The 22,673-nt window shown below is 42.2% G+C and carries 19 protein-coding genes; 6 read left to right on the top strand and 13 right to left on the bottom strand.

Going from position 1 to position 22,673, the window contains the following annotated elements; translation table 11 throughout:
* The first annotated feature begins 29 nt into the window (after window positions 1-29).
* The gene (locus AB6735_RS07330) at window positions 30-4,343 is read left to right on the top strand and encodes a two-component regulator propeller domain-containing protein (protein WP_370995234.1); all 4,314 of its coding nucleotides are present in this window, start codon (window positions 30-32) and stop codon (window positions 4,341-4,343) included.
* Window positions 4,344-4,493: 150 nt separating this feature from the next.
* On the opposite strand, the gene AB6735_RS07325 is transcribed toward AB6735_RS07330, so the two are convergent.
* The gene (locus tag AB6735_RS07325; RefSeq protein WP_370995233.1) at window positions 4,494-5,153 is read right to left on the bottom strand and encodes a YceH family protein; all 660 of its coding nucleotides are present in this window, start codon (window positions 5,151-5,153) and stop codon (window positions 4,494-4,496) included.
* Window positions 5,154-5,262: 109 nt separating this feature from the next.
* On the opposite strand from AB6735_RS07325, the gene AB6735_RS07320 reads away from it, so the two are divergent.
* Window positions 5,263-6,081, top strand: coding sequence for an MBL fold metallo-hydrolase (locus AB6735_RS07320; protein WP_370995232.1), 819 nt, complete (start codon window positions 5,263-5,265; stop codon window positions 6,079-6,081).
* A gap of 115 nt (window positions 6,082-6,196) precedes the next feature.
* On the opposite strand, the gene AB6735_RS07315 is transcribed toward AB6735_RS07320, so the two are convergent.
* Both AB6735_RS07315 and AB6735_RS07310 read right to left on the bottom strand, forming a co-directional pair.
* A complete protein-coding gene (locus tag AB6735_RS07315) occupies window positions 6,197-6,964 on the bottom strand; it encodes a zinc-dependent peptidase (protein WP_370995230.1) in 768 nt (255 codons plus the stop codon).
* Window positions 6,965-7,023: 59 nt separating this feature from the next.
* Window positions 7,024-7,734 carry a TIGR00297 family protein gene (locus AB6735_RS07310; protein WP_370995228.1) on the bottom strand — a complete coding sequence of 237 codons (711 nt, stop codon included), beginning with the start codon at window positions 7,732-7,734 and terminating at the stop codon, window positions 7,024-7,026.
* A 184-nt stretch (window positions 7,735-7,918) separates the two neighbouring features.
* On the opposite strand from AB6735_RS07310, the gene AB6735_RS07305 reads away from it, so the two are divergent.
* Window positions 7,919-8,626, top strand: a complete 708-nt coding sequence (locus tag AB6735_RS07305; RefSeq protein WP_370995226.1) for a class I SAM-dependent methyltransferase — start codon at window positions 7,919-7,921, stop codon at window positions 8,624-8,626.
* 45 nt (window positions 8,627-8,671) lie between these two features.
* Entirely contained in the window at window positions 8,672-9,526 is an 855-nt protein-coding gene (locus tag AB6735_RS07300) for a pirin family protein (RefSeq protein WP_370995224.1), read from the top strand.
* Here AB6735_RS07300 and AB6735_RS07295 read toward each other — a convergent pair.
* From AB6735_RS07295 to AB6735_RS07250, 10 genes are all read right to left on the bottom strand, one after another.
* Window positions 9,523-10,029, bottom strand: a complete 507-nt coding sequence (locus AB6735_RS07295) for a cupin domain-containing protein (protein WP_370995222.1) — start codon at window positions 10,027-10,029, stop codon at window positions 9,523-9,525. The genes AB6735_RS07300 and AB6735_RS07295 overlap by 4 nt on opposite strands.
* A 10-nt stretch (window positions 10,030-10,039) precedes the next feature.
* Window positions 10,040-10,456 carry a VOC family protein gene (locus tag AB6735_RS07290; RefSeq protein ID WP_370995220.1) on the bottom strand — a complete coding sequence of 139 codons (417 nt, stop codon included), beginning with the start codon at window positions 10,454-10,456 and terminating at the stop codon, window positions 10,040-10,042.
* A gap of 81 nt (window positions 10,457-10,537) precedes the next feature.
* Complete coding sequence (locus AB6735_RS07285) at window positions 10,538-11,119, bottom strand: Crp/Fnr family transcriptional regulator (protein ID WP_370995218.1); 582 nt, start codon at window positions 11,117-11,119, stop codon at window positions 10,538-10,540.
* Window positions 11,120-11,196: 77 nt separating this feature from the next.
* The gene (locus AB6735_RS07280) at window positions 11,197-12,024 is read right to left on the bottom strand and encodes a DUF4097 family beta strand repeat-containing protein (RefSeq protein WP_370995216.1); all 828 of its coding nucleotides are present in this window, start codon (window positions 12,022-12,024) and stop codon (window positions 11,197-11,199) included.
* Between the two features lie 14 nt (window positions 12,025-12,038).
* The gene (locus AB6735_RS07275; protein WP_370995215.1) at window positions 12,039-12,887 is read right to left on the bottom strand and encodes a DUF4097 domain-containing protein; all 849 of its coding nucleotides are present in this window, start codon (window positions 12,885-12,887) and stop codon (window positions 12,039-12,041) included.
* Between the two features lie 9 nt (window positions 12,888-12,896).
* Window positions 12,897-13,712 (bottom strand): zf-HC2 domain-containing protein, encoded by an 816-nt coding sequence (locus AB6735_RS07270; protein WP_370995213.1) that lies wholly within the window; start codon window positions 13,710-13,712, stop codon window positions 12,897-12,899.
* A gap of 11 nt (window positions 13,713-13,723) precedes the next feature.
* Window positions 13,724-14,275 (bottom strand): RNA polymerase sigma factor, encoded by a 552-nt coding sequence (locus AB6735_RS07265; protein WP_370995212.1) that lies wholly within the window; start codon window positions 14,273-14,275, stop codon window positions 13,724-13,726.
* A gap of 209 nt (window positions 14,276-14,484) precedes the next feature.
* Window positions 14,485-15,177, bottom strand: a complete 693-nt coding sequence (locus tag AB6735_RS07260) for a hypothetical protein (RefSeq protein ID WP_370995211.1) — start codon at window positions 15,175-15,177, stop codon at window positions 14,485-14,487.
* Between the two features lie 138 nt (window positions 15,178-15,315).
* A complete protein-coding gene (locus AB6735_RS07255; protein ID WP_370995210.1) occupies window positions 15,316-16,413 on the bottom strand; it encodes an alginate lyase family protein in 1,098 nt (365 codons plus the stop codon).
* 3 nt (window positions 16,414-16,416) lie between these two features.
* Window positions 16,417-17,628, bottom strand: coding sequence for a glycoside hydrolase family 88 protein (locus AB6735_RS07250; RefSeq protein ID WP_370995209.1), 1,212 nt, complete (start codon window positions 17,626-17,628; stop codon window positions 16,417-16,419).
* Window positions 17,629-17,913: 285 nt separating this feature from the next.
* Between AB6735_RS07250 and AB6735_RS07245 the strand changes: the two genes are divergently transcribed.
* Together AB6735_RS07245 and AB6735_RS07240 are read left to right on the top strand one after the other, a co-directional pair.
* Window positions 17,914-18,951 carry a LacI family DNA-binding transcriptional regulator gene (locus AB6735_RS07245; RefSeq protein WP_370995208.1) on the top strand — a complete coding sequence of 346 codons (1,038 nt, stop codon included), beginning with the start codon at window positions 17,914-17,916 and terminating at the stop codon, window positions 18,949-18,951.
* A gap of 552 nt (window positions 18,952-19,503) precedes the next feature.
* The gene (locus AB6735_RS07240) at window positions 19,504-22,668 is read left to right on the top strand and encodes a SusC/RagA family TonB-linked outer membrane protein (RefSeq protein ID WP_370995206.1); all 3,165 of its coding nucleotides are present in this window, start codon (window positions 19,504-19,506) and stop codon (window positions 22,666-22,668) included.
* Window positions 22,669-22,673 lie beyond the last annotated feature (5 nt).

Here is a 22,673-nt window from a genome sequence, read left to right as displayed (position 1 = left end):
CTACCGTATAAACCGTAATTATTGCTATAATGAGGGGCTGTAAGTTTTATCTTGTTTTACTTTTTCAGGCTATATCATTATATGTTTCTGCTCAAAACCAGCCTTTACACTTTCAGCGCATTGGCAGCCGCTCTAATTTATCGGAGCTTAACATCAATACCATTCTTCAGGATAGTTATGGTTTTATCTGGGTGGGAACCCTCGATGGTTTAAACCGCTTTGACGGTAATAAATTTAAAGTTTTCCAGAATAACATTACCGACAGCACCAGCATCAGCAATAACTACGTAAACCATATTGCCGAAGACAAGGATGGAAACCTCTGGATAGCCACTATGGGCGGGGGCCTTAATAAATATGACCGGAAAAAGAACCGGTTCTATCATTATCTACATAACAAAAAAGAGGCAAATACCGTAGCAAGCAATAATTTAACAGGACTTGTTCTTGATAAGGATGGTAATTTATGGATCAGCTATTTAGAGGATGGGCTTGATGAATTTAAGATAAGCCAAAACAAATTCACTCATTATAAACACAACAACACTGATCATAACACCCTGAGTGATAATAAAACCAGAACCATTTATCTCGATAGCCACAATAACTTATGGATCGGGACCATATCTGGCGGGTTAAATCTTTTTAATATCCAAACTAAAACCTTTACCTCTTTTAAACATGATGATAAGGTTGCCGGATCCATATCATCCAATTACATCACCTGTGTTTTTGAAGATAGCAGCCACCATATATGGGCAGGTACATGGGATAACGGCGGTTTAAATTTATACGACGGCAATACCGGTACTTTTAAAAACTTTAAAAACATTCCCGGCAACAGCAATTCTATTTCGGGCAATTACATACAAGCCATTGCAGAAGACAGCAATCAAAATTTATGGATAGGCATTAACAATGGAGGGATAAGCATATTTAATTATGCTGCAAACAAGTTCATGACGCATTTGCATGATGATATCGACAATACCAGCATAGCCAGCAATTCTGTCAATGCGATATTAAAGGATAAAACCGGCAATATGTGGGTGGGCACTTTTTCTTCGGGTGTTAACTTATACAGGAAAACCACTGAAAATTTTTTATTCTACAAACATAACTCCCTACCTACAAGCTTATCCAGTAATTATGTTTTAAGTTTTTACCAGGATAATAAGGGAGATATATGGATTGGTACGGATGGTGGAGGACTAAATTATTTCAGCCCCGAAAATGGGAGTTTTACAGCATACAAACATCTCGATAATGATAAAGGCAGCATAAGCGGCGATTATATTTTGGGCACGCAGGATGACGGCAAAGGTAACCTGTGGGTAGCAACCTGGGGAAATGGCGTTAGCGTTATGAATATGCAAACCCACCGGTTTAAATCATACATACATAACCCTAATGACAGCGCCAGTTTGGCCGGTAATAATATATATGCCATTACAGCAACGCCCGATCATAAAATATGGATAGGCACCTTTGGACAGGGTCTTGATCTGTACAATCCTAAAACCAACAAGTTTATTCATTATAAGCATAATCCTGATGATGCTAAAAGCCTCAGTGATAATGTCATCAATTCGTTGCTGGTTGATTCCAAAGGTATTCTCTGGATAGGCACCGGCACGGGGGGCATTAACCGTTTTGATCAGCAAACGGGCACCTTTACCTCTTATAAACATGATGACTCAAAAAATAGCCTTAGTAATAATAAAGCGGTCGATCTGCTGGAAGACCTTAACGGCAATATATGGGTTTGTACATTTGATGGTTTAAACCGCCTTGACCCTAAAACCGGCAGGTTCACCGTTTTTAAAACAAAAGACGGACTGCCCAATAATTACACCTACGCTATTAAAGAGGATAATAGTGGCAATCTTTGGATCAGTACCAATAAGGGCATATCCAAATACAATCCTATCACCAAAAAATTCAAAAACTTTACCGTTGATGATGGTTTGCAAGCCGATGAATTTAAAGCCAAATCGGCTTTAAAAACCAAGGATGGCCTATTGTATTTTGGAGGGGTGAATGGGTTTAACATATTTGACCCTGAAAAGATTGTCCCTAATCATTATAATCCGCCTTTGGTTTTAACCGACTTCCAGATCTTTAACAACTCCATACCGGTGGCTAAAAATGACAAGGACCCATCGCCTTTAAAACAAGATATTAGTGTTACCAAGGCTATTACTTTAAATTATGATCAATCAGTAATTTCCTTTGAATTTGTTTCGCTGGATTATGCCTTATTTAACCGTACGGTTTATGCTTATCAATTAGCAGGTTTTGATAAGAACTGGAATCATGTTGGGCGTAAAAACACGGCAACATATACTAATTTACCGGCAGGCCATTACACTTTTAAAGTAAAAAGCCATAACGGAGACGGCGTATGGTCAACCCGCGAGCTGAGTCTGGACCTAACTATTCTGCCTCCGTTTTGGCTAACCTGGTGGTTTATTATCCTGGTAACCCTGCTTGTTTTTGCTGCCATATATAGCTTATATCGCTTAAAGGTTAATGCGATCATTAAACAAAAAGCTTTGCTGGAACAACAGGTATCTGAACGTACAGCAGAAGTCTTGCAACAATCTGACGAGTTAAAAAAACAATCAGCCGATCTGCAAGGCCTGAATACCGAATTACAATCGCAATCTGAAGAATTACAGGCTTTGAATGAAGAACTGCTGGTACAATCTGAAGAATTAGAGCTGCAGCGCCAGCAGGAGCGGCAGGCGCGTGAGGAAGCCGATAAGGCCAACAAAGCCAAAAGCATATTTCTGGCCACCATGAGTCATGAGATACGCACACCCATGAATGGCGTGATTGGCATGGCCTCCCTTTTAAGCGAAACGGAATTGAACCCCGAACAGCGGGAATATACCAATACGATTATTGCCAGCGGAGACAGCCTGGTAAATGTGATCAATGACATTCTTGATTTTTCGAAAATAGAATCGGGTAAAATGGATATTGAGCAGGACGATTTTGACCTGCGTCATTGTATCGAAGAGGTAATGGATCTTTTTTCGCAACAGGCCTCACAGCAAAACCTGGAACTGGTTTACCAGATAGATCCTGCTCTGCCCACACAAATTATCGGCGACAGCCTCCGGCTTAAACAAGTGATCACCAACTTAACAGGCAACGCCCTGAAGTTCACTCAAAAAGGAGAAGTATTTATAAAAGTATTCCTGTCCAAAACCTTTAAAAATGGTGATATCGGGATCGGGTTTAGTGTGATGGACACTGGAATAGGTATCCCCGATGAAAAACTCCCGGGCTTGTTCAACGCCTTTTCGCAGGTTGATTCGTCAACTACCCGCAAATATGGCGGCACCGGCCTGGGCCTGGTGATCAGCCAGCGCCTGGTGAAACTCATGGGCGGCGATATCTGGGTGGAGAGCGTTTACAAAGAAGGCTCGGTATTTATGTTTACGATCAGGGCGGCGGTTAGTAAAAAGCAGTTGAAATATCAGCCCATCGTATTTAATCCGGCCGACATGGAAGGCAAAAAGATCCTATTGATCGATGACAACCAGACCAACCGCTTCATATTAAAAACACAGCTGGAACAATGGGGAATACTCACCGTATCCGCATCCTCGGCGGTGGAAGCTCTCGATCTTTTATCTGAAGGAGAAAAATTCAACCTGATTATTACCGATATGGAAATGCCGGATATGGATGGAGTCGACCTGGCACGGGCTGTTAAAAGAAATTACAAAAACCTGCCTGTAATTATGCTGAGCTCTATAGGCGATGGTTCAAAGAAAAAGTATCCGGGATTGTTTTCCGCTATCCTTACCAAACCCGTTAAGCAAAATCAGTTAGGGAAAAGTATCCAGGCGGAATTTCAAAATCAGCCCGCCACAGTTTTTTCTGAGCCCAAATCTTCCAGGTTATTTGAAGAAAACTTTGCCGATGATTTTCCGATGCGCATTTTAGTGGCTGAGGACAACCTCATCAATCAAAAATTAGTCGACAAAATGCTGAACAAACTGGGTTACAAATTCATCATGGCGCAAAATGGGCTCGAGGCTCTGAATAAGCTAAAACTAAACCCTGTTGATGTGATATTCATGGATGTGCAAATGCCCGAAATGGATGGCTTTGAAGCCACCCGGCACATCCGTAAATATGCCTTTAAACAACCATACATCATTGCCATGACCGCCAACGCCGGTCCCGATGACCGTGAACTTTGCCTAAGCCAGGGCATGGACGATTACATAGCCAAACCCATGAAAACCGATGACCTGGTAACGATACTCAAAAGGGCCTACGGAATAGTGGAAAAGAAGAATTTGAATAAAGAGAAGTATAAATAGAATTGAGATATCACCGGTGTTACATTCACCCACGCGTCATTGCGAGCGCAGCGTGGCAATCCCCTACCTACAGAGCGGACTTTCCAATCGGGGATTGCTTCGTACCTCGCAATGACGCGCTTTTAAATAATACTGGCAACCGAAACTTTTTTACTCCCCCACCCCTAATTCCTGCATCAGCTTAACCAGTTTTTCCTTCACCTCCGCCAGTTCATTTTCCAAATGGCTTACACGGGCTTCCAAACCGCTGTTTGAACGGCCGCCTGTTTCTTCGGTTTCGTCATCGTCGCTTATCTCGGGTGTACCGCCTAACAGATGGGCATAACGGGCCTCTTTTTGTCCGGACCGTTTGGGTAACTGAACTACATAATGCAAAGCCGGATCGGCCAGTTTCTCGAGCATTTCCTGCACTTCTTCTATCGTTTCAAACTCGTATAACCTGCCAGAATTGGTATTCAATTCGCCAGGCGTTTGCGGCCCGCGCAATATCAGCAGGCAAAGCAAAGCCACCTCGGCCGGTATCACCGGGAAAACAATAGCAAAATTATGCTTGTATTTGATATTACGAATAGAGCCGCCGGTAACGGTCGAGATCAATCCGCGCCTTTTAAGTGTATTTAACGCTTCGGTAACCGTGCCTTCATCATAATTTACAACAGGCTTCCGCGATGTTTTTTGGTTGCATGCAGCGGTTAGGCCGTTAAGTGTCATGGGATAATAATCGGGTGTGGTTTTGCTTTTTTCCATTAGCGAGCCTAAAACGCGCAGCTCTGTAGTATTAAGTACTGGTAAAGTTTGGGGTGAATCCATGGCTAAATATAAGCAGCTTTTTATAGCCGCGAAATTTTAGTAATTATTTTTAAACACTGCACGTTAAGTAAACATAAAATTTAGCTTAAATCCGTTACTTTGTATTTACATGTCATTATTCATCACATCACTAAATTCGGGAAGTAACGGCAATTGCTATTACGTGGGAAACGAGCGGGAGGCTATATTGGTTGATGCCGGCATATCATGCCGCGAAACGGAGAAACGCATGGCCCGGCTGGGCTTATCCATGCAAAAGGTAAAAGCCATATTTGTATCGCATGAGCATTCAGACCATATCCGCGGGATACCGGTATTGGCCAAAAAATTCAATTTGCCGGTATACATTACGCCGGGCACGCTGTTACATTTGGGCAACAGTGTAGATATGCAATTGGTGCATCATTTGCGCGAGTTTGAAACCGTAAATATTGGCGAACTGCAGGTTACCTCATTCCCCAAAGAACATGACGCCTCCGAGCCACATAGCTTTTTTGTAAGCTGCCGGGATATCAACGTAGGTATATTTACAGACATCGGCGTAGTGTGCGACAGGCTCATCCGCTATTTTAGTCAGTGCCATGCCGCTTTTCTGGAAGCAAATTACGATGACGACATGCTGGATAACGGTGGCTACCCCTATCACCTAAAACGACGCATCCGCGGCGGCAAAGGTCACCTGTCAAACAAACAGGCACTGGCGCTATTCACCACCCATAGGCCAGCACACATGAGCCATCTGCTGCTCTCCCACTTATCGCACAATAACAATAATCCCAAACTGGTTGAAGATCTGTTTATGGCTTGCGCCGAAGGTATCCATGTGGTTGTAGCTTCACGCTTTGAGGAGACACCCGTTTTTCATATTGGTGGAGCCGACAAAGTACCCTCATTTGCCGGGCAGCTTGATTTGGGCCTCTTTAATTAATTATTGAATTAGTGAATTACTGAATTAATTCGCTGCCGCGAGATTAGCTTAGCACGTTTCATGGCAACAATAAAAGTCTTGATACTTGATACTAACTACTTGATACTAAAAAAAATCACCGCTTTATCCGCATAAACATCATAAATAACATTTCATATAGCTCCGGGTGTTTGTGTTTCAGTTCTTCGGGTTTCTGAAAAAAGTATTCGGCGGCTACGGCAAAAAATTCTGCTTCGCTGGTAGCAGCGTATGGGTTGATATCGGATTTACCTTCTTCTATTTGATGGATCTCGTGATGGATCATTTTTAACCAGGGTAGCACATAATCATGCGCCATCAGGTTTTCGGGGATACCATCCGTAGCCCCATCCGATTTATCCAACAGGTGCGCAAACTCATGTATGGCCGTATTCTCTTTACCGGCCGAACGCGAAAAACCTTTGGTAAGCGCCGCCCGCGACAAGATCATTTGTCCGTTCATATAGCCCGAACCCACCATTCCCATGATATTCCGGCCCTCGCCTTCAAACTGAAACTCCGCATCAAAAGTATCCGGGTATAGTATCACATTGGTAAGGTTGCTGTACCGCCAGTTGCCCAGTCTGAAAATAGGGATCACGGCGCTCGAAGCGATCATGACCTGGTCGGTATCTTCAATGGTTGTGCCCACGCCTTCTATGGTAATGCCTTCCAAAAAATCACTTACCTTTTGCTCAAACAGGAGCTTATCAACAGCATTCAGGCTTTGATAAAACGGGATATACCTTTCCAAGATGGCTTTATAAGCCGCATTGGAAGCCGTTATTTTTGGCTTACGCTTACCTTTCAAAAAGAAGTATCCGATAAAAACAACAATAACAAGCAATATAATGATTGGCGTCATGAGATTTAAAAATCAACGGAATCAACGGAATCCTCTCCATCAACGGTCAAATATCAACATTAAATCAGGTATATCAACAGCATCGTAAGGGCAGCTATCAGCGTATTCAAAAAGTTTACGGCATTGTTGCTCAGGTATCCGCGGCGTTCTAACAGGGCTCCCAGTACAGAATCAGTTAAATTACCTATTGTTCCGGCAATAACAATCCAGATCAAACTGCTGCTCCATCCAAAGCCAATGGCATAAACCAGGGATATAATGCAGCTGCCGGCCACACCTATTAAAGTACCTTCCATGCTGATCACACCATCCAATCCGCGCTGATCAGGTTTCAGCGTAATGATATTGAAAAAACGACGTCCATAAACCATGCCCAGTTCCGAAGATAAAGTATCCGCTGTTGCTGAGGCAAAGCTGGCAGTCATCATCCATATCCATAGTGTGGTATATGCAGGGAATACTAAAACCAAAAGACCTGCAATAGCCCCCACGCCGGCATTAGCAAGAACCTGCGTAGCGCTCCGGCCACCCTGGTGTTCTTCGGGATTGGCAAAACCTTGTTTTTTATGTTTTTGCCATGATGTGGCAGCCGAACCTAAAATAAAGAAGGAGGTCATCATGGCAACGCCGGTATATCCCGCCCCGGCGAAAACCAAACAGGCAACCACAGCGCCTGTGAACGCCGCCACCGGGGTTAGTTTACGGGTAGATACGCTATAAACTACACCCGCGATCAGGATAAGAACTAATAAACCGTAGTGAGACAGCATGGATGTTAGAGTCAAGAGATTAGAATCAAGAGCCAAAAGTCGAGAATCAAGAGACAAGAACCAAGAGGCAAGAAAAGGTATTCCCATTAAAATCTTCAATAACAGGGTGACCTGCTGATATTATTTTTCTTGATTCTTGTCTCTTGATTCCTGACTCTGTAATAATCCCTATTTTTACGGCGTTATGAAAGATATATTAGGCCAGGCCATTCATGATCATTATTATGAAAAGCAGGAGCACAAGCTCTGGATCAATAATCAATATGGCCCCCCTGAGGAGATGCCGGTGGAGGCCTATTTCCGCGAAGAAGACGATATGCCCGATATAGAGTGGCTGGCCTTAAACGAGTGTCGGGGCGATATATTGGACATCGGCGCCGGTGCGGGCGGGCATGTATTGCTGCTGCAGGAACGTGGTTTTGATGTTACCGCACTGGAAATATCCAATCTGGCGTCAGACGTGATGAAAGCACGCGGAGTTCAGCAAGTGATCACTGCCGATATATTTGAATATCAGGAGAAGCAATATGATACTTTGCTGCTACTCATGAATGGCATTGGTTTGACGGGTACCCTACTCAGGCTAAAAACTTTTTTACAGCACGCCAAACAACTGCTTAAACCGGGCGGACAGCTTTTGTTTGATTCATCAGACATCGCTTATCTGTATGAGGGTAAGCTCCCCGGAAACGGTCCATATTACGGTGAAATACAATATCAGTATCAATATAACCAGCAAAAAAGCGATTGGTTCCCCTGGTTGTACATAGATGAGCAAACACTTACTGGGATTGCCGGGGAAATGGGTTACGATATGGAGGTTTTATTAGAAGATGAGTTTAAACAGTATCTGGTAAGGCTCACTTTAAATTTGACAGTCCAGAAACCTTAAGCCTATCCCGTTTTTTTATCTTTATCAAGTTTTGAGCATTCTACCATGAAAAAAGCTATCGACCATATACTGGAGGGCCGTGAGAAAAAAATAACGGAGGAAGATGTAGTGATACAACCCTTACCTCATCAAAATTTCAGGTTTGCTAACCCTTTTATTGTTTTGCACCACATGAGGCCTGTTGTTATTAAACCGGGACAAACCTCACGGATACACCCGCACCCGCATCGTGGTTTTAGTCCTTATACTATTATGCTGCAGGGCGAAGGCTATCACCGCGATAATGCCGGTAATGATAAAGTGATTAAGGCCGGCGATGTGCAACAAATGTTTGCAGGTAAAGGCATTTTACACAGCGAAGGCCCAATTGACGAAATGTTAAAGCAAGGCGGTACACAGGAATTGATACAACTTTGGATAAATGCGCCCAAAGCCCATAAATGGGATGAGCCTTTTTATCAGGCTGCCACTCAAGACCAGCAACCACAGGTGTTACAAAGTGATGGCCTGAATTTCCGCCTGTTAAGCGGTGAGTATGAAGATAAAACCGGACCTATTAAAAACTTTACGCCTGTAATTTCCATAGTTGGCGAAATATCAGCGGGAAAAGCAGCCCATTTTACCGCGACGCCTGGTTACTGGACTCTGCTGTATATTATCCATGGCGATGTAGTGGTTAACGATACTGTGGTATCTGCTCATAACCTCATCGTGTTCAGTAAAGAAAATGAGGATATTTCAGTAACCGCCGCTACTGATACTCAGATATTATACCTTTCGGCAGAGCCTATTGAAGAGCCCGTTGCCGCGAAAGATAATTTTGTAATGAACACGCCAGAAGAAAACGAACAGGCCATTTCCGATTATAAGAACGGCCTGTTCGGTAGCTTAAGCTTTTAACCAGGCAGCACATTTTCTGTATTTACAGGGATGCTGTCGTACTTTTCATAAAGCTTTAAAAATTTAGCCTGATCAATAGGTTGTTCGGTTAATATTTCTTTTAAGCCAAAAAAGAAACCTTCCCGGTTTTGCCCCGGATTAAATATTAAAGTGGAGGTAACAACGCTATCGCTGTTGTTACGAAACCCGTGCGGCGTAAACCTGGGAATGTAAACCACCGAACCTTCTACAGCATCTATAGTTTTATCTGCCAGCTGAATAGTTAACGTGCCTTTATTCACTATAAACGTTTCGTCCATATAACGGTGATAATGAAGTTGTGCGCCAACGGTACCGGGTTGCAATACAATTTCATATACACCCAATTGATTATTTGATAGCTCGCTGGTTACTTTTAGTGTGATCTTGTTGCCGGCTATCGCCAATATTTCCCCTTCGCCAGGATTAAAAATCACCGCTTCATTTTTCAGTTCGTCGACATAATGATTTGTTGAAGTATTCATGATATTGATATTATGCCTGAGTTTTAACTTCATAATTTAAATACCAGCCGAAACCAAACCGGTCTGTAATTACCCCGAAGGCGCCCCATGGCGTATCCTGTAATGGCGAGATGAACCGGGCTTCTGCCGAAAGCTTTTCAAAAAAAGTTTTAACCTCTTCCTTATTTTCACTGCCGATACATAAATAAACTGCATTGCCATGATTAATACCTTCGGGCTCGGTCAATTCAGAGGCAAACAGGGTAATACCATTACTAATTAAGCTGGCATGCATAATGGTTTCCGGAGCTTCATGCGGCATAAATTCGGCCATTGGCGAGTTTCCAACGGTTTGAAGGGTTAACTCCCCGCCAAAGCAATTTTTATAGAAAGTCATCGCCTCGCGACAGTTTCCATTAAATTTTAAATAGGCATTGATCTGTGTCATGATAATTTGTTTTTGTTTGATAAAACAAATTTCCATAACCGCCTGAGTAAAAACGTTTACAAATGTTGAGACTCTAAAAATTTATAATTCGGCCCTGATACGGCTTAATTGTGTGGGCGTTATACCCAGGAATGCCGCTACCTCGTGCTGCTTTAGCCTGGGTTCGAGTGTGGGATAGTTTTTTAAAAATTGAATATACCTGGTTTTGGCTGTATCGGAACGGAAGGCGATCTCCAGCGGCTCTTTTTCAATGATCCAGTGCAGTTCCATATACCGAATATACATGGCTGCTATATCGCTGTATTTTTCTGTTAACTGTTTAAAATCATTAAAATTATACTCCAGCACCACACTTGGCTCCAGCGCCTTAATGGTGAACATACTTGGCCCTTTTAATAATAAGGCGCTGGTTGATGCTACGAAATATCCTTCGGGGAAAAACCGCTTGATAATGGTATCACCATTTTCAGATGTATAGCTTTGTGCAAACAACCCTTCGCCAACAAAGGCAACCGTTCGGGGTATCTGTCCTTCTGTTAAAAAAAGGTCATTCTTGTTATACACCTTTCTTTTTAAACCTTTTTCCCAGGCTGCCCGGCTTTCATCTGATAATTTGGCATAGTTGTTTATCCCTTTCCAAAACTTTTCCAGTAGTTCTTCCAATGTTCAACTCTTTAAATGATTTCCAAAGTTAAACTACCAAGATAACGCTTATGCTTTTACAATAGCAAGTGGGTTGCCTACTTTGCTTTACGGATATAAATATTACCGTTCATATTCTTCATCAGCAATTCCGGACCACCACCATCAATTTTTCCGTAAACCCAATCATCAATTTTAAGGCTGTACATACCGCCTTTATTTGTACGGGTAACAGCCGGTTTCTGCAGGCTACTTACTACATTAAAGTCGGTGTAAATATCCCCCCGGTCTGATTTGAGCTTTACATTCGCTTTCAGTGTGGCTGGGAAAGTAACATCTACATTCCCGTTCAATGTGGTAAATGCCATAGCCGCCTTAGGATCGATAGATCTGAATGTAACTGTTACATCACCATTTATAGTATTGGCCACTACAGAACCAGAAACACCGGTTAGTTTGATATGACCATTCACATTAATTATCTCCAGCTCACCTTTTACATTGGAGACAATGATATTGCCGTCATTTATAGTTGATACCTTTAGTTTGCCTCCATTTTGCGGCACTTTGATAGTAAGGTTAACAAACTTGCCTGCACTGCCGCCTACATTCACCTCATTGTTCTTTTCTTCGGCAGTAACATCCAGATTATTGTTGCCTATCAGGCGTTTCATGCCATTTCCGCTCTCTTTCACATGCCCTTGCCTTTCTTCTCCCGATTGGGCGTCTATTACAATGTCTTTACCTTCATAACCTGTCACGGTAATGGAGCCACGTACCAACCCTGCGCTTAATTTGTAAGGCTTACCTGGATCGCTTAAGGGAACAACCAATTGCCCTGAACCATTTTGTGCCTGGATACGTGTATTTGTTAATAAAACGGCAATCAGTATCCCGGTAATTTTTATAGTTTTTATCATTTTCATGTCCTTAGCTTTTATTATTGCTTTTTAATATAGATATCCCCGTTGAGGGTTTCAAACTTGAATAGTTTACCGCCTGCCCCTATCCTTACATCGGAGTTTTTGCTCAGTTTATAGGTTGTGCCTTTATTATTTTTTGACTGTGTGGTAATTACCTTACCGGGCATTACCTCTGCGTTGGGGAAATCTGTATAAAACTGACCGTTCATACTTTTAAACTCCAAATCAGCGGCCAAACCTGCGGGATAAGTAACCTTTACCTCTCCATTGATAGTTTTATAGGATGAAGCTTCTGCCGGAACTTTAAGATAGTTGGCCGTAACCCCTCCGTTAATGGTATGAGCATCTGTGGTACCTTTGGCGTTTATGATATCTATAGGACCATTGATATTGTTGATGCTTAACGCCCCGTAAACATCTTTAACTGTGATATGACCATCATTAATTGTTGATACTCGGAGATTGACATTGAACGGTACCTTCACTGTAAATTCCAGCTTAATTTTATACTTAACTTCTGTATCATTACCATCATGCCAGCTATGATGCGGTTTTGAATTATAGGGTTTCGCGATATAGGCTATCACACTATCGGGTTTTTGATCAAAGGCAAGCTTAACTTCATTTTTTCCCTGATCCACAATCTGCTGATCCCTGCCAGAGATGGTTTCATCAATTTCCATGATAACCTTATCGCCCGAATAACCCTCTACATTGATGGAGCCATACACATTGTAAATAGCTACAACACCACTTTGAAAGGTAAACTGCTTGCTGATATGTTGCTTAAACTCCTGGGCCGAGGCCGAAAATTGGGCAAAACAAAGCCCTGCTCCCGCCAAAACGGGGATCCATATTTTTTTCATAAACTGGTTTTAAATAAGTTGTGTTATTGTTTCCTTGATCTTTTCACGCACACCGCGATCCAGATCTTTTTGTTTTAATAATTCTTTAAATGAGCCTATCGAACGTTTTTCCTGCAGCTTGAGCATTACATCGGCTATGGCAGATTGCATTAGTGGCGAGTCTTGGTCTAAAATAGAACGGATAAGCCCTTCCCTAACCTCGGGATGATCAGACAAATGCGCCAGGGCATCCAAGGTGCTTAAGCGTACATTTACATTAGGGTCGTTATTTAAGGTAGTCAGCAGCGCGTTGATCACCTGTTTATCGGCATGTTTTATCTCGCTGGTATAACTTACCCCCCTCATTCGCTCAGATGCTGATGGATTCTCTAACAAGGCCAGCATCATTGTTTGCCTTAACTCATGCACTTGTGACGAAAGTACCTGTAATTGCTCATCTTGCTTGTTACTACGGCCTGAAGAAAAAACCCAGTACCCGCAAGCAAAACTGATCAATATCACAATCAGGCTATAGGCCAGCGGCCAGCGTGGCTGCAATTGCCATAACCGGTTCCAGTTATCCGATAGCTTATCCCAAAAGCCTTTTTTTTCCGCGACCGATGCCGCGTAAGTATCCAGCATGGCGTAAAACTTCACCTTTACATTTACAGATGGCTCTGGTGTTTCCAAATCGCCCAGTTCATCCCACAGCTCTTTCATGGCCGCCAATTCCTGCCCGCAATTAGCACAACCGGCAACATGATGCTCCAGTTCTGTTTGTTGCTGAGGGGTTAACTGTTTATTTATATAATCTGTAAACAGTTCCTGGTATTGATCACACTTCATCTTATTCCTGTTTAGCATTTCCTTTTTAAATAAACCTGTTTTAACTCCTGCATAGCCCGATGTGCCCTTACTTTAACAGCACCCTCAGTAATTTGAAGTATTTGTGCTATTTCCTGATATTTTAGCTCCTGGAGGCGGCTCATGATCAAAACCTCACGGTGATCATCGCTTAATTTTTTCATTGCCCCATGAAGCTCGGTACGCGTTTGTCTGAGCTCAAATTGTTCATCGGCCGCTATACCTCCCTCAATCCTATCTGCAAAATCCGCAACATCAAAGTGCGAAACATTCTCCGATTTCTTTTTATAGCTATCTTTTAATACGTTGCGTGCTACCTGGTACATCCATGCCATAAACTCGCCTTCGCCGGTAAAGCTGTTACGGTATTTGAGCATCTTGTAAAAAACAGTTTGAACCATATCTTCACTACCCTCGCGGTTATAGGTCATGTGAAACAAAAAGCCATAAAGAGCCCTGTGGTACCGCTCAAAAAGCAGCCCCATTTTTTCCAGTTCACCGGTTTTAACCCGGAGCATGATGGCATTGTCACTTAGCGTATTCAAACAGGTTTAGTTGTTTTAATTTACATTGGAGACATCTGTAAAAAGAAATGGTTACAAGAAATTTAAGAAATATTGTAATTTACTGATTGTGAGTAAAAAATAAGTAAAAAAAGAAGGCCTTCATTATTCATGTCGGCCTGTCTTTTCTTGCGGTAAGGTAGGTATAAATTCTTCGTTGTTAATGTTATCGCACCTCAATCGGCGGGGTATTAATTTATAGTGTCAAGCATCATGGTACCCATGAGCTTTGATTTTTTATCGTATGTTTCTGATTTTACAAAGCGACCCAATTTGGGGGAATACCACTCGGCGGCTTTGATATGTACGGGAATACCGATGCCCATCATTTTAATTTTCATGGTAGCATCATAGGTGATCTTGTAACAATCAAAACTCCCGGCATTAGTGGTAACACTTTCAGCCTTTTCAACCGTCCGGTTAACAATATCCATTTGCATTTGCGACATGGATTGCCCGTTATTGCTGATATCAATAGTAACCGCTCCGTCATCCAGCTTTTGACCAATGCTCAGATTAAGCGGGTAAGCCAGGTATTTGGCGTCTCCGGTCATTTTCATATTGCTGAATTGTTTCATGGAAGAAGCCGGAACAAAGGCCTTCATATCAATTTTAATGGCGTTGCCATCGCAAATTATTTCAGAATCGCCACCACCTGCTGATTTACCATTTTTATCAATAACTTCACTGTGTACGGTTACCGTAGAGGCATCTTTTTTGGTAGCTGTGTATATGAGTTTTCCGGTGGAATTTCCTTTGGCATCCTGATTTAAATAGGTCAATTTTTTTCCACTCACCGCACCAACAAACTGGTTGCAATTTTGCGCTATGGCTAATTGACACCCAAAGAACAGCAGCGTGAGGAAAGTGATGACCCTTTTCATTTCGACTTTAACATTTACCTGTAAAAGTCTGCTTACTATCAATTATTCACAACAGTACAAACACGCTATTGGTATGCGGGTTTTACGCATTCGTATAAATGACTATTTTCAGTGGAGCTGAATGTCTGGATCCGCTTATTAATTATTGGTTACCGGTTTCATTATCTGATTAAGGATCAATTGCCAGTTGAATTTTTGTCTTACGCTGTTAACCTGTTGTATATCTTTTATATAAAGCGGGTTAAAATAAGCGGCCAGCGAAAGAGTATAAACACCGTTGGCCGGTTCAAACAAAGTACCTGCTTCATATCCCTTTTCGTGATTTTCGGCGCGTTTCTTATCAAACGAGACTTTGCTGTTTACAAACTCGCCATGGGTTTTGGCTCCTGTTACAAAGGGCACTAAAAAGTCAACCGATTTTTGAATAGACGCTCCTTTTTCTGACTGATAGCTAAAATAGTTTTTGCCTGTGGCCCGGTAAATAACCATACTGGCTCGCAACAAGGGCTCAAGCGTATAGGTATGGTAATGCAGTGCGTCTCTTTCCAAAAAGTCAAAGCCGCTGCCATCGGCATTCAGGTTAGCGTTGATCTGCTTTTCCAGTTCCTGGTAAATCCGGGATTCATAACCTGTGTTATGCAATGTAAATGCAACCAAGGTGATAGTTTTGATACGATGCGAATTCCAGTTATTAAAGCTTGTTGTTTTACCTGGTTTGGCAGAGGCGCTGTTGAGCTCTGCTTCACCAACTTTGATCAACCAGTTATCAATCTGTTGTTTTAATTCCGTGGAAACGTTATTCCTGATCAGATCATACCCGGTGATGAAATCTTCCAGTTTGGTTTCATTGATGGGATCACCATTCGGCTTATTGGTATTGGCCCAGGCCAGCAGAAAATCCTGCGCCTTTTGCAAATATGCTTTTTGCTGATACAATCTGTAGCATAAAGCCAAAGCATAAATCTTATTACCATCCTGCAGTGCTTTAAGACTGGCTGTTTTTGCCGGATTACCCGCCAATACCCCCTGCGATACAATAATTTCGATAGGATTTGGCTGCTCATTTAAAGCCTGTTCTGCCGTATGTTTATAGGATTCAAATGCTTTTTTAACCTCTTCCTTACTTTCTATATTCTTTTTTAACGCCTGTGTTTCGGCATCGCTTAAGCTAACGTATTGCGCTCGTGCACATAGGCCTGCAATAAGAAAACTTATCAATAAAACTACTTTTTTCATGGATTAATTACGGTTAATTACAGGCTGACCTTTATACAAATGCTGTTTACGCAACAAAGCTTCCAGGTAATAATAATCTGCGTAAATTATAGGTACATCTATTTCAGTACCGGCTGGTTTGTGGCCAGTACTGTGGATCAATAAAAAACCTTTGCTGCCACCCGGTTTTGCCCGATATTTTTCACTTAACGTTTTAACAATTTTATCGGCGGTTGAGCGGTATTCCTTTGCGTTTGTGCTATAAGTACTTAACTCATATAATGCCGAAGCAGCTACAGCCGCGGCCGAAGCATCGCGCGGGGTATTGGGTATCGCCGGGTCATTATAATCCCAGTATGGTACCAGGTCTGCTGGTAAATTGGGATTGCTGAAAATGAATTTGGCAATATTTTCGGCCTGTTTTAAATAGGCTTTATTATGTGTTTCGCGATAACACATGGTATAACCATAAAGGCCCCATGCCTGTCCGCGTGCCCAGGCCGATTCGTCGGCATAGCCCTGGTGGGTTTGCTTATGCAGTACTTTCCCGGTTTCCGGATCATAATCAATTACATGATAGGAGCTATAATCGGCCCTGAAATGGTTTTTCATGGCTGTATTGGCATGCGTTACCGCAATTTTATAAAAGGAAGAATCGCCGGTTAAGCGGGTGGCTTCAAACAGCAGCTCCAGGTTAAGCATATTATCAATAATAACCGGGAATTTCCATTGTTTACGGTTATCCCATGATTTAATCGACCCCACAATCGGGTTAAACCGGGTTGATAATGTTTTAGCCGCTTCAATAAGTACTTCTTTATAGTGCGAGTCTTTGGTTAAACGATAACCATTACCCACACTGTTATATACCTTAAAACCCATATCATGGGTAATGCCATTTGTTTTCTCCACCTCAATATTCGCGGTAAATTTTTGAGCAAGCGTCATCCACTTTTTATCTTTTGTATACTCATATAAAAACCATAGCTCACCCGGAAAAAAGCCGCTGCACCAATCTTTGGAAGGTACCATGACCAATTTTCCATCAGCGTTTAAACTGCGCGGAGATACCAGTGCCGAGCTGGCCGGGTCTGATTTTATAGTGTCCACTTCTTTTAACATCAAAGCGGTTTGGCTTTGCGCAAATGAAAAGGCTTTGGCTACATCGGTTTGTGAAAATACTTTCGTGGACAAAAAAGTCAGCACAAAAAAGACGATCAAGTTTTTGGTTCTCATGGGTTTTATAAAAAATTTATAACCAGTTTGGTTTGTCTTCAGTTCAGGGGATAAAAGACACTGATGATGAGTTCAATATTACGAGGTATTCCTGCCAAAATAAAAGCATCGCCGGTTAATTTTTACGCAAACGTTTGAGTTGGTGTTCTCCAACCTTGTCTTCAATGCCTTTTCAGGCATTACCTTTTTCAAGAAAAGCGGTTAAAAATGCTGTTTAGTCGATGTTTTTATCTAATTTTAAGAAAATACTCATATACTTGTTGAGTTGCCGGGAGAGAGCCAATTATGAATTTTGATGCCATTACTATAAGGGATATTGCCAGGGAATTACACCTATCCGTATCTACTGTTTCTAAAGCACTGAGAGACAGTTATGAGATCAGCGAAAAAACCAAAAAACTCGTCATGGAGTTTGCTCAAAAGCACAATTACCGGCCAAATCCCATGGCCCAAAGTCTCAAAAAAGGGCATAGCAAATCCATCGGCATTGTAGTTTCCAGTATCGATAACCAGTTTTTTTCGCAGGTAATTAACGGCATGGAGTCTGAGGCTTATAGTCAGGGTTATAATGTGATCATCACCCAAAGTCATGAATCGTACGATCTGGAGGTACAAAACGTAAGTCACCTCATCCACCGGGCAATTGACGGCCTGCTTATTTCCATTGCAACCGAAACCGCCGATGTTGAACACCTCAGAAAGCTACAGCAACAGGGCTTACCTATTGTTTTCTTTGACAGGGTGAGCAATGAAATAGATACGCATAAAGTTATAGTTGATAACCGGGGCGGCGCTTACCAGGCCACTACGCACCTGCTCGACTCTGGTTATAAAAACATTGCCCATATCACCAGCTCGGTTACATCATCTGTTACCACCCAACGACTGGCCGGCTACGTAGATGCACTGGTTGAAAGAGGCGTGGGCGTAAATGAAGAATACATCAAATACTGCCTACATGGCGGCCTTAACCTGGATGAGTTGGAACAAGCGGTTAATGAATTAATGCAAACAGAGCCACGCCCTGATGCCATCCTTACAGCCTCTGACAGGATCACGACATCTACAATGACCTTATTGCATAAAAAAAACATCAGGATACCCCAGGACATAGCACTGGTTGGTTTTTCCAATACTGTACTGGCCGATGTATTAAACCCATCGCTTACATCGGTACATCAGCCCGCTTTTGAAATTGGCAGAAAGGCTACCGAAATGTTGTTAAGTATCATTAACAGCAAACGCCCGGTTACTGAATTTGAGAATGTGATATTACCCACCGAACTATTTATCAGAAATTCATCAGCAAGCAAGCATAAATAAAACCTTCGCCTCCCGAAGTGTTCTTAACAACAATATCTCTTTGTGAAATACACCTTAGTGTAAGGACATTTTTACATTCCTTGTTTTTCGAAAACGATTGCGTAAATAAAATTGAGGCAAAGTGTAAAACACCGTGTCAAATGTAGGTACTTTTGATATGTGCCATTCGTCTGAATAAGGCGATCACCCATTATAAACTCTGTATTAATTTTTAAAGTTTGCTGTATGTATCAGGTTGTACCTTCATATTTTGTAAATGCTATTGATCAGCCATTAAACATAGTAAGTGTAACTAATACTCGTTTGCGTTAATGAAAGGATACCTGCGTACGGTCATGAAATTTACTGACAGTGTAATATAACGTACTAAAAACCAATAAAACCAGTGCTTACCAAAACAGATTGAATATGAAAGAATAACAGACAAAAAAGTCTGGTAGCAGACGCCCCTCCCCCCATCATCAAGGTTTCCTCAAAAAATTCAGCAACGAAAGTCGCCAGGGAATCCTATTGCCAATTTTTTAAACCTAATTAATACCATAAACAAAGAATATGAAGAGAAAAGCTTTATTTTTTAGCGTATTCAGAAGCACCTCACTGCAATTAGCGCTTATTTGCTTTTTGCTAACAGGCGCTTTTGCCAGCGTTGGCGCAAGGCCAGGAGCTGCGCCAATGAAAACTATTAAATCAACCGGCGGCAATTTAAAAATCGCGGCGGACATAAAAATAACCGGTCGCGTTACCGACGAGAAAGGTTTGCCTCTTCCCGGCGCCAGCATACGGGTAAAGGGTACAAAAGCGGGTACCACCACTGATATTGATGGTAAATACGCCATAACAGTAGCAGATAATAACGCTGTTCTGGTATTCACAACCATCGGCTACACTGCCCAGGAAATACCCGTTAACGGACGTAAAACCATTGATGTTCAGTTACTAAACAATGCCAAAGACCTTAACGAGGTTGTAGTTGTAGGTTATGGCGCTCAAAAGAAACGCGATGTTACAGGTTCTGTATCATCGGCAAATTTAGGTAATGTTGACAAAACACCCGTATTTGGAACAGCACAGTTACTACAAGGTCAGGTTAGCGGGGTTCAGGTTACACAAACCAACTCGCAGCCGGGTGCAAGCTTCAGCATCCGTATCAGGGGTACAAACTCCATTAGCAACAGCAGCGAACCATTATATGTAGTTGACGGTTATGCAGGTGCCGATATAACAGCCCTTAACCCCAATGACATTGCCACTATGGATGTATTAAAAGATGCATCGGCAGCGGCTATCTATGGTAACCGTGGCTCAAATGGTGTAGTTATTATTACTACCAAAACAGGTAAAGCCGGCCAGAATAATGTTTCGGCCGATGTGTATTCAGGGGTGCAAAAAGTAGGAAAGATGCTTGACATGATGAATGCAACCCAATTTGCCACCTATCTTGATTCCGTTACCTCTTTTCTGAACAGGAGCTCAAAAACACCATCGCCGCTGCCGTTTACTACCGATCAGATCAACGCTTTAGGTGAAGGTACTAACTGGCAGAAAGAATTATTCAGAACAGCCCCAATCACCAACGCCAACGTATCTATTAACGGTGGAAATGATTTGACCAAATACCTGGTTAGTTTTAGCTATTTCAACCAACAAGGTATCATTTTAAATTCGGGTTATAAACGGGGTACATTACGTTTCAACTTTACACATGACATCAGTAAAAGGGTCAGGGTTGGTGTAAACTCGCAAGTATCTTACGATCAGCAAAACCTGGCCAACGTAAACACCAGCGGAGGTGCTAACGGCGGTACATTGCTTGATGCTTTACGTATAAGCCCAACAGTTCCGGTTTATGATGATCAAGGACAGTTTACCTTCCAAAACGGACCCCTTGGATATACAAATCCGTTAGGTAACCCAATAGCCGCGGCTACTTTAAACACTGATATTGATAATGCTTTACGCTTATTTGTTAACACCTATGCGGAGTATGACATATTAAAAAATTTAAAGTTCAGGGCAAGTGTGGGTACTGATGACCGATTTGAAAAGGAAAAGATCTTTAGACCGAGCAATACCTACCTGGGCACAAACCTCGGTGGCGGCTATGCACAGATCATAACCCCAACAAACCTGAACTGGTTAAGTGAAAACACAGTGACTTACAATACCACCATTAATAAAATACACAGCATTACGGCTTTAGCCGGTTTTACTTACCAGGAGTTTAATTTCAGAACAAACTCTGCTACGGCAACCGGATTAACTACCAACAACTTAGGACCTGACGGCCTGGGTGCCGGTTCAAGTGCAACTGTTTCGTCAAGTGGTAATGGACGCAAACTCGCCTCTTTTATCGGACGTATCAATTACAGCTTGCTTGACAAGTATTTGTTAACAGTTTCTGTGCGCAGAGATGGCTCATCTGCCCTGGGTGCAAATTATAAATGGGGCACGTTCCCATCAGCTGCATTAGCCTGGAGAGTTGGAAGTGAAGACTTTATTAAAAACATCAAGGAGATCAGTGATCTGAAACTCCGTTTAGGTTACGGTATAGTAGGTAATGCTAACATACCTGTTAATTCACCGCTTAAGCAATATGCATTAAATACATATGTGCTTAATGGAGCTCGTATTGTAGGCTTTTCGCCGGGTAATATCCCTAATGACAACTTACAATGGGAACAAACCCGTTCATACAATCTCGGACTTGATCTTGGTTTATTCAATAACCGCATTACCTTTAATGCCGATGTTTACGACAAAAAAACAACCAAACTGCTATTTGCACGCCCGGCACCTTCAACAACCGGTTTCCAAACAATACAGGATAATTTGGGTGGTATAAGCAATCGCGGTATCGAGCTGGCTGTAAATACCATCAACATCAATAGTCAGCTTGTTAAATGGTCAACCGGGGTAAATTTTTCCAGAAATATCAATAAGATATTAGACTTGGGTGGTACTCAAAGCGTATTAACCGGTAATGTAAGCTCAAGCTTATATCCCGGCGGTCAAAATTCAGCCATATTACAGGTTGGCAAGCCTATCGGATCATTTTATGGCTATGTGTATGACGGTATCTGGCAATCACAACAACAAATCACTGCAAGCGGTATCACCAATGCTGTTGTTCCCGGCGATCCGCGTTATAAAGACCTTAACGGCGATCATACCATCAACGCATCCGACAGAACTATCATCGGGCAGGCTTTGCCAAAATTCAGCTACGGCTTTAACAGTAATTTAACTGTAGGCCCTGTTAACCTGTTTGTATTGATACAAGGTGTTTACGGCAACCAGATCATGAATGAAAACCTGATCGAGGGAGAAAATGGCACGCTTAACGATAATAAGCTGGCACATGTATTGACCCGTAGTTTTGGTATGCCTGGTTCTGACAATACACTACCAAGCGTGGGCAGCACTTTACGCCGCAGCCTTGGCCCAACCAGTGATATATTGGAAAGCGGCAGCTACCTGAGGTTTAAAACCATTACCCTTACTTATAACCTGCCTTTACCAAAGTGGAGCAAGGTATTTAAATCGGCTTCTATATATGTAACCGGTCAAAACCTGTTCACCATTACCAAATATACAGGGTATGATCCGGAGGTAAATACTTACGATACAGCGAGCGGTAATTATACTTCTTTGGGTACCGATTATAATCCGTATCCAAATGTTAAAACATACACCATGGGATTAAAATTGGGTTTGTAAACCGT

This window comes from Mucilaginibacter sp. RCC_168, assembly GCF_041355315.1.
Classification (GTDB): Bacteria; Bacteroidota; Bacteroidia; order Sphingobacteriales; family Sphingobacteriaceae; genus Mucilaginibacter.
Note: the sequence above shows the minus strand (reverse complement) of the source record. Positions and strands in the feature narration are given on the sequence as shown.

What these genes read in the sequence shown, in the direction of transcription:
- AB6735_RS07330 (WP_370995234.1), top strand. Translation starts at nt 30, where the DNA reads ATGAGGGGCTGTAAGTTTTATCTTGTTTTACTTTTTCAGGCTATATCA.
- AB6735_RS07325 (WP_370995233.1), bottom strand. Translation starts at nt 5,153, where the DNA reads ATGGATTCACCCCAAACTTTACCAGTACTTAATACTACAGAGCTGCGC.
- AB6735_RS07320 (WP_370995232.1), top strand. Translation starts at nt 5,263, where the DNA reads ATGTCATTATTCATCACATCACTAAATTCGGGAAGTAACGGCAATTGC.
- AB6735_RS07315 (WP_370995230.1), bottom strand. Translation starts at nt 6,964, where the DNA reads ATGACGCCAATCATTATATTGCTTGTTATTGTTGTTTTTATCGGATAC.
- AB6735_RS07310 (WP_370995228.1), bottom strand. Translation starts at nt 7,734, where the DNA reads ATGCTGTCTCACTACGGTTTATTAGTTCTTATCCTGATCGCGGGTGTA.
- AB6735_RS07305 (WP_370995226.1), top strand. Translation starts at nt 7,919, where the DNA reads ATGAAAGATATATTAGGCCAGGCCATTCATGATCATTATTATGAAAAG.
- AB6735_RS07300 (WP_370995224.1), top strand. Translation starts at nt 8,672, where the DNA reads ATGAAAAAAGCTATCGACCATATACTGGAGGGCCGTGAGAAAAAAATA.
- AB6735_RS07295 (WP_370995222.1), bottom strand. Translation starts at nt 10,029, where the DNA reads ATGAATACTTCAACAAATCATTATGTCGACGAACTGAAAAATGAAGCG.
- AB6735_RS07290 (WP_370995220.1), bottom strand. Translation starts at nt 10,456, where the DNA reads ATGACACAGATCAATGCCTATTTAAAATTTAATGGAAACTGTCGCGAG.
- AB6735_RS07280 (WP_370995216.1), bottom strand. Translation starts at nt 12,024, where the DNA reads ATGAAAATGATAAAAACTATAAAAATTACCGGGATACTGATTGCCGTT.
- AB6735_RS07275 (WP_370995215.1), bottom strand. Translation starts at nt 12,887, where the DNA reads ATGAAAAAAATATGGATCCCCGTTTTGGCGGGAGCAGGGCTTTGTTTT.
- AB6735_RS07270 (WP_370995213.1), bottom strand. Translation starts at nt 13,712, where the DNA reads ATGAAGTGTGATCAATACCAGGAACTGTTTACAGATTATATAAATAAA.
- AB6735_RS07260 (WP_370995211.1), bottom strand. Translation starts at nt 15,177, where the DNA reads ATGAAAAGGGTCATCACTTTCCTCACGCTGCTGTTCTTTGGGTGTCAA.
- AB6735_RS07255 (WP_370995210.1), bottom strand. Translation starts at nt 16,413, where the DNA reads ATGAAAAAAGTAGTTTTATTGATAAGTTTTCTTATTGCAGGCCTATGT.
- AB6735_RS07250 (WP_370995209.1), bottom strand. Translation starts at nt 17,628, where the DNA reads ATGAGAACCAAAAACTTGATCGTCTTTTTTGTGCTGACTTTTTTGTCC.
- AB6735_RS07245 (WP_370995208.1), top strand. Translation starts at nt 17,914, where the DNA reads ATGAATTTTGATGCCATTACTATAAGGGATATTGCCAGGGAATTACAC.
- AB6735_RS07240 (WP_370995206.1), top strand. Translation starts at nt 19,504, where the DNA reads ATGAAGAGAAAAGCTTTATTTTTTAGCGTATTCAGAAGCACCTCACTG.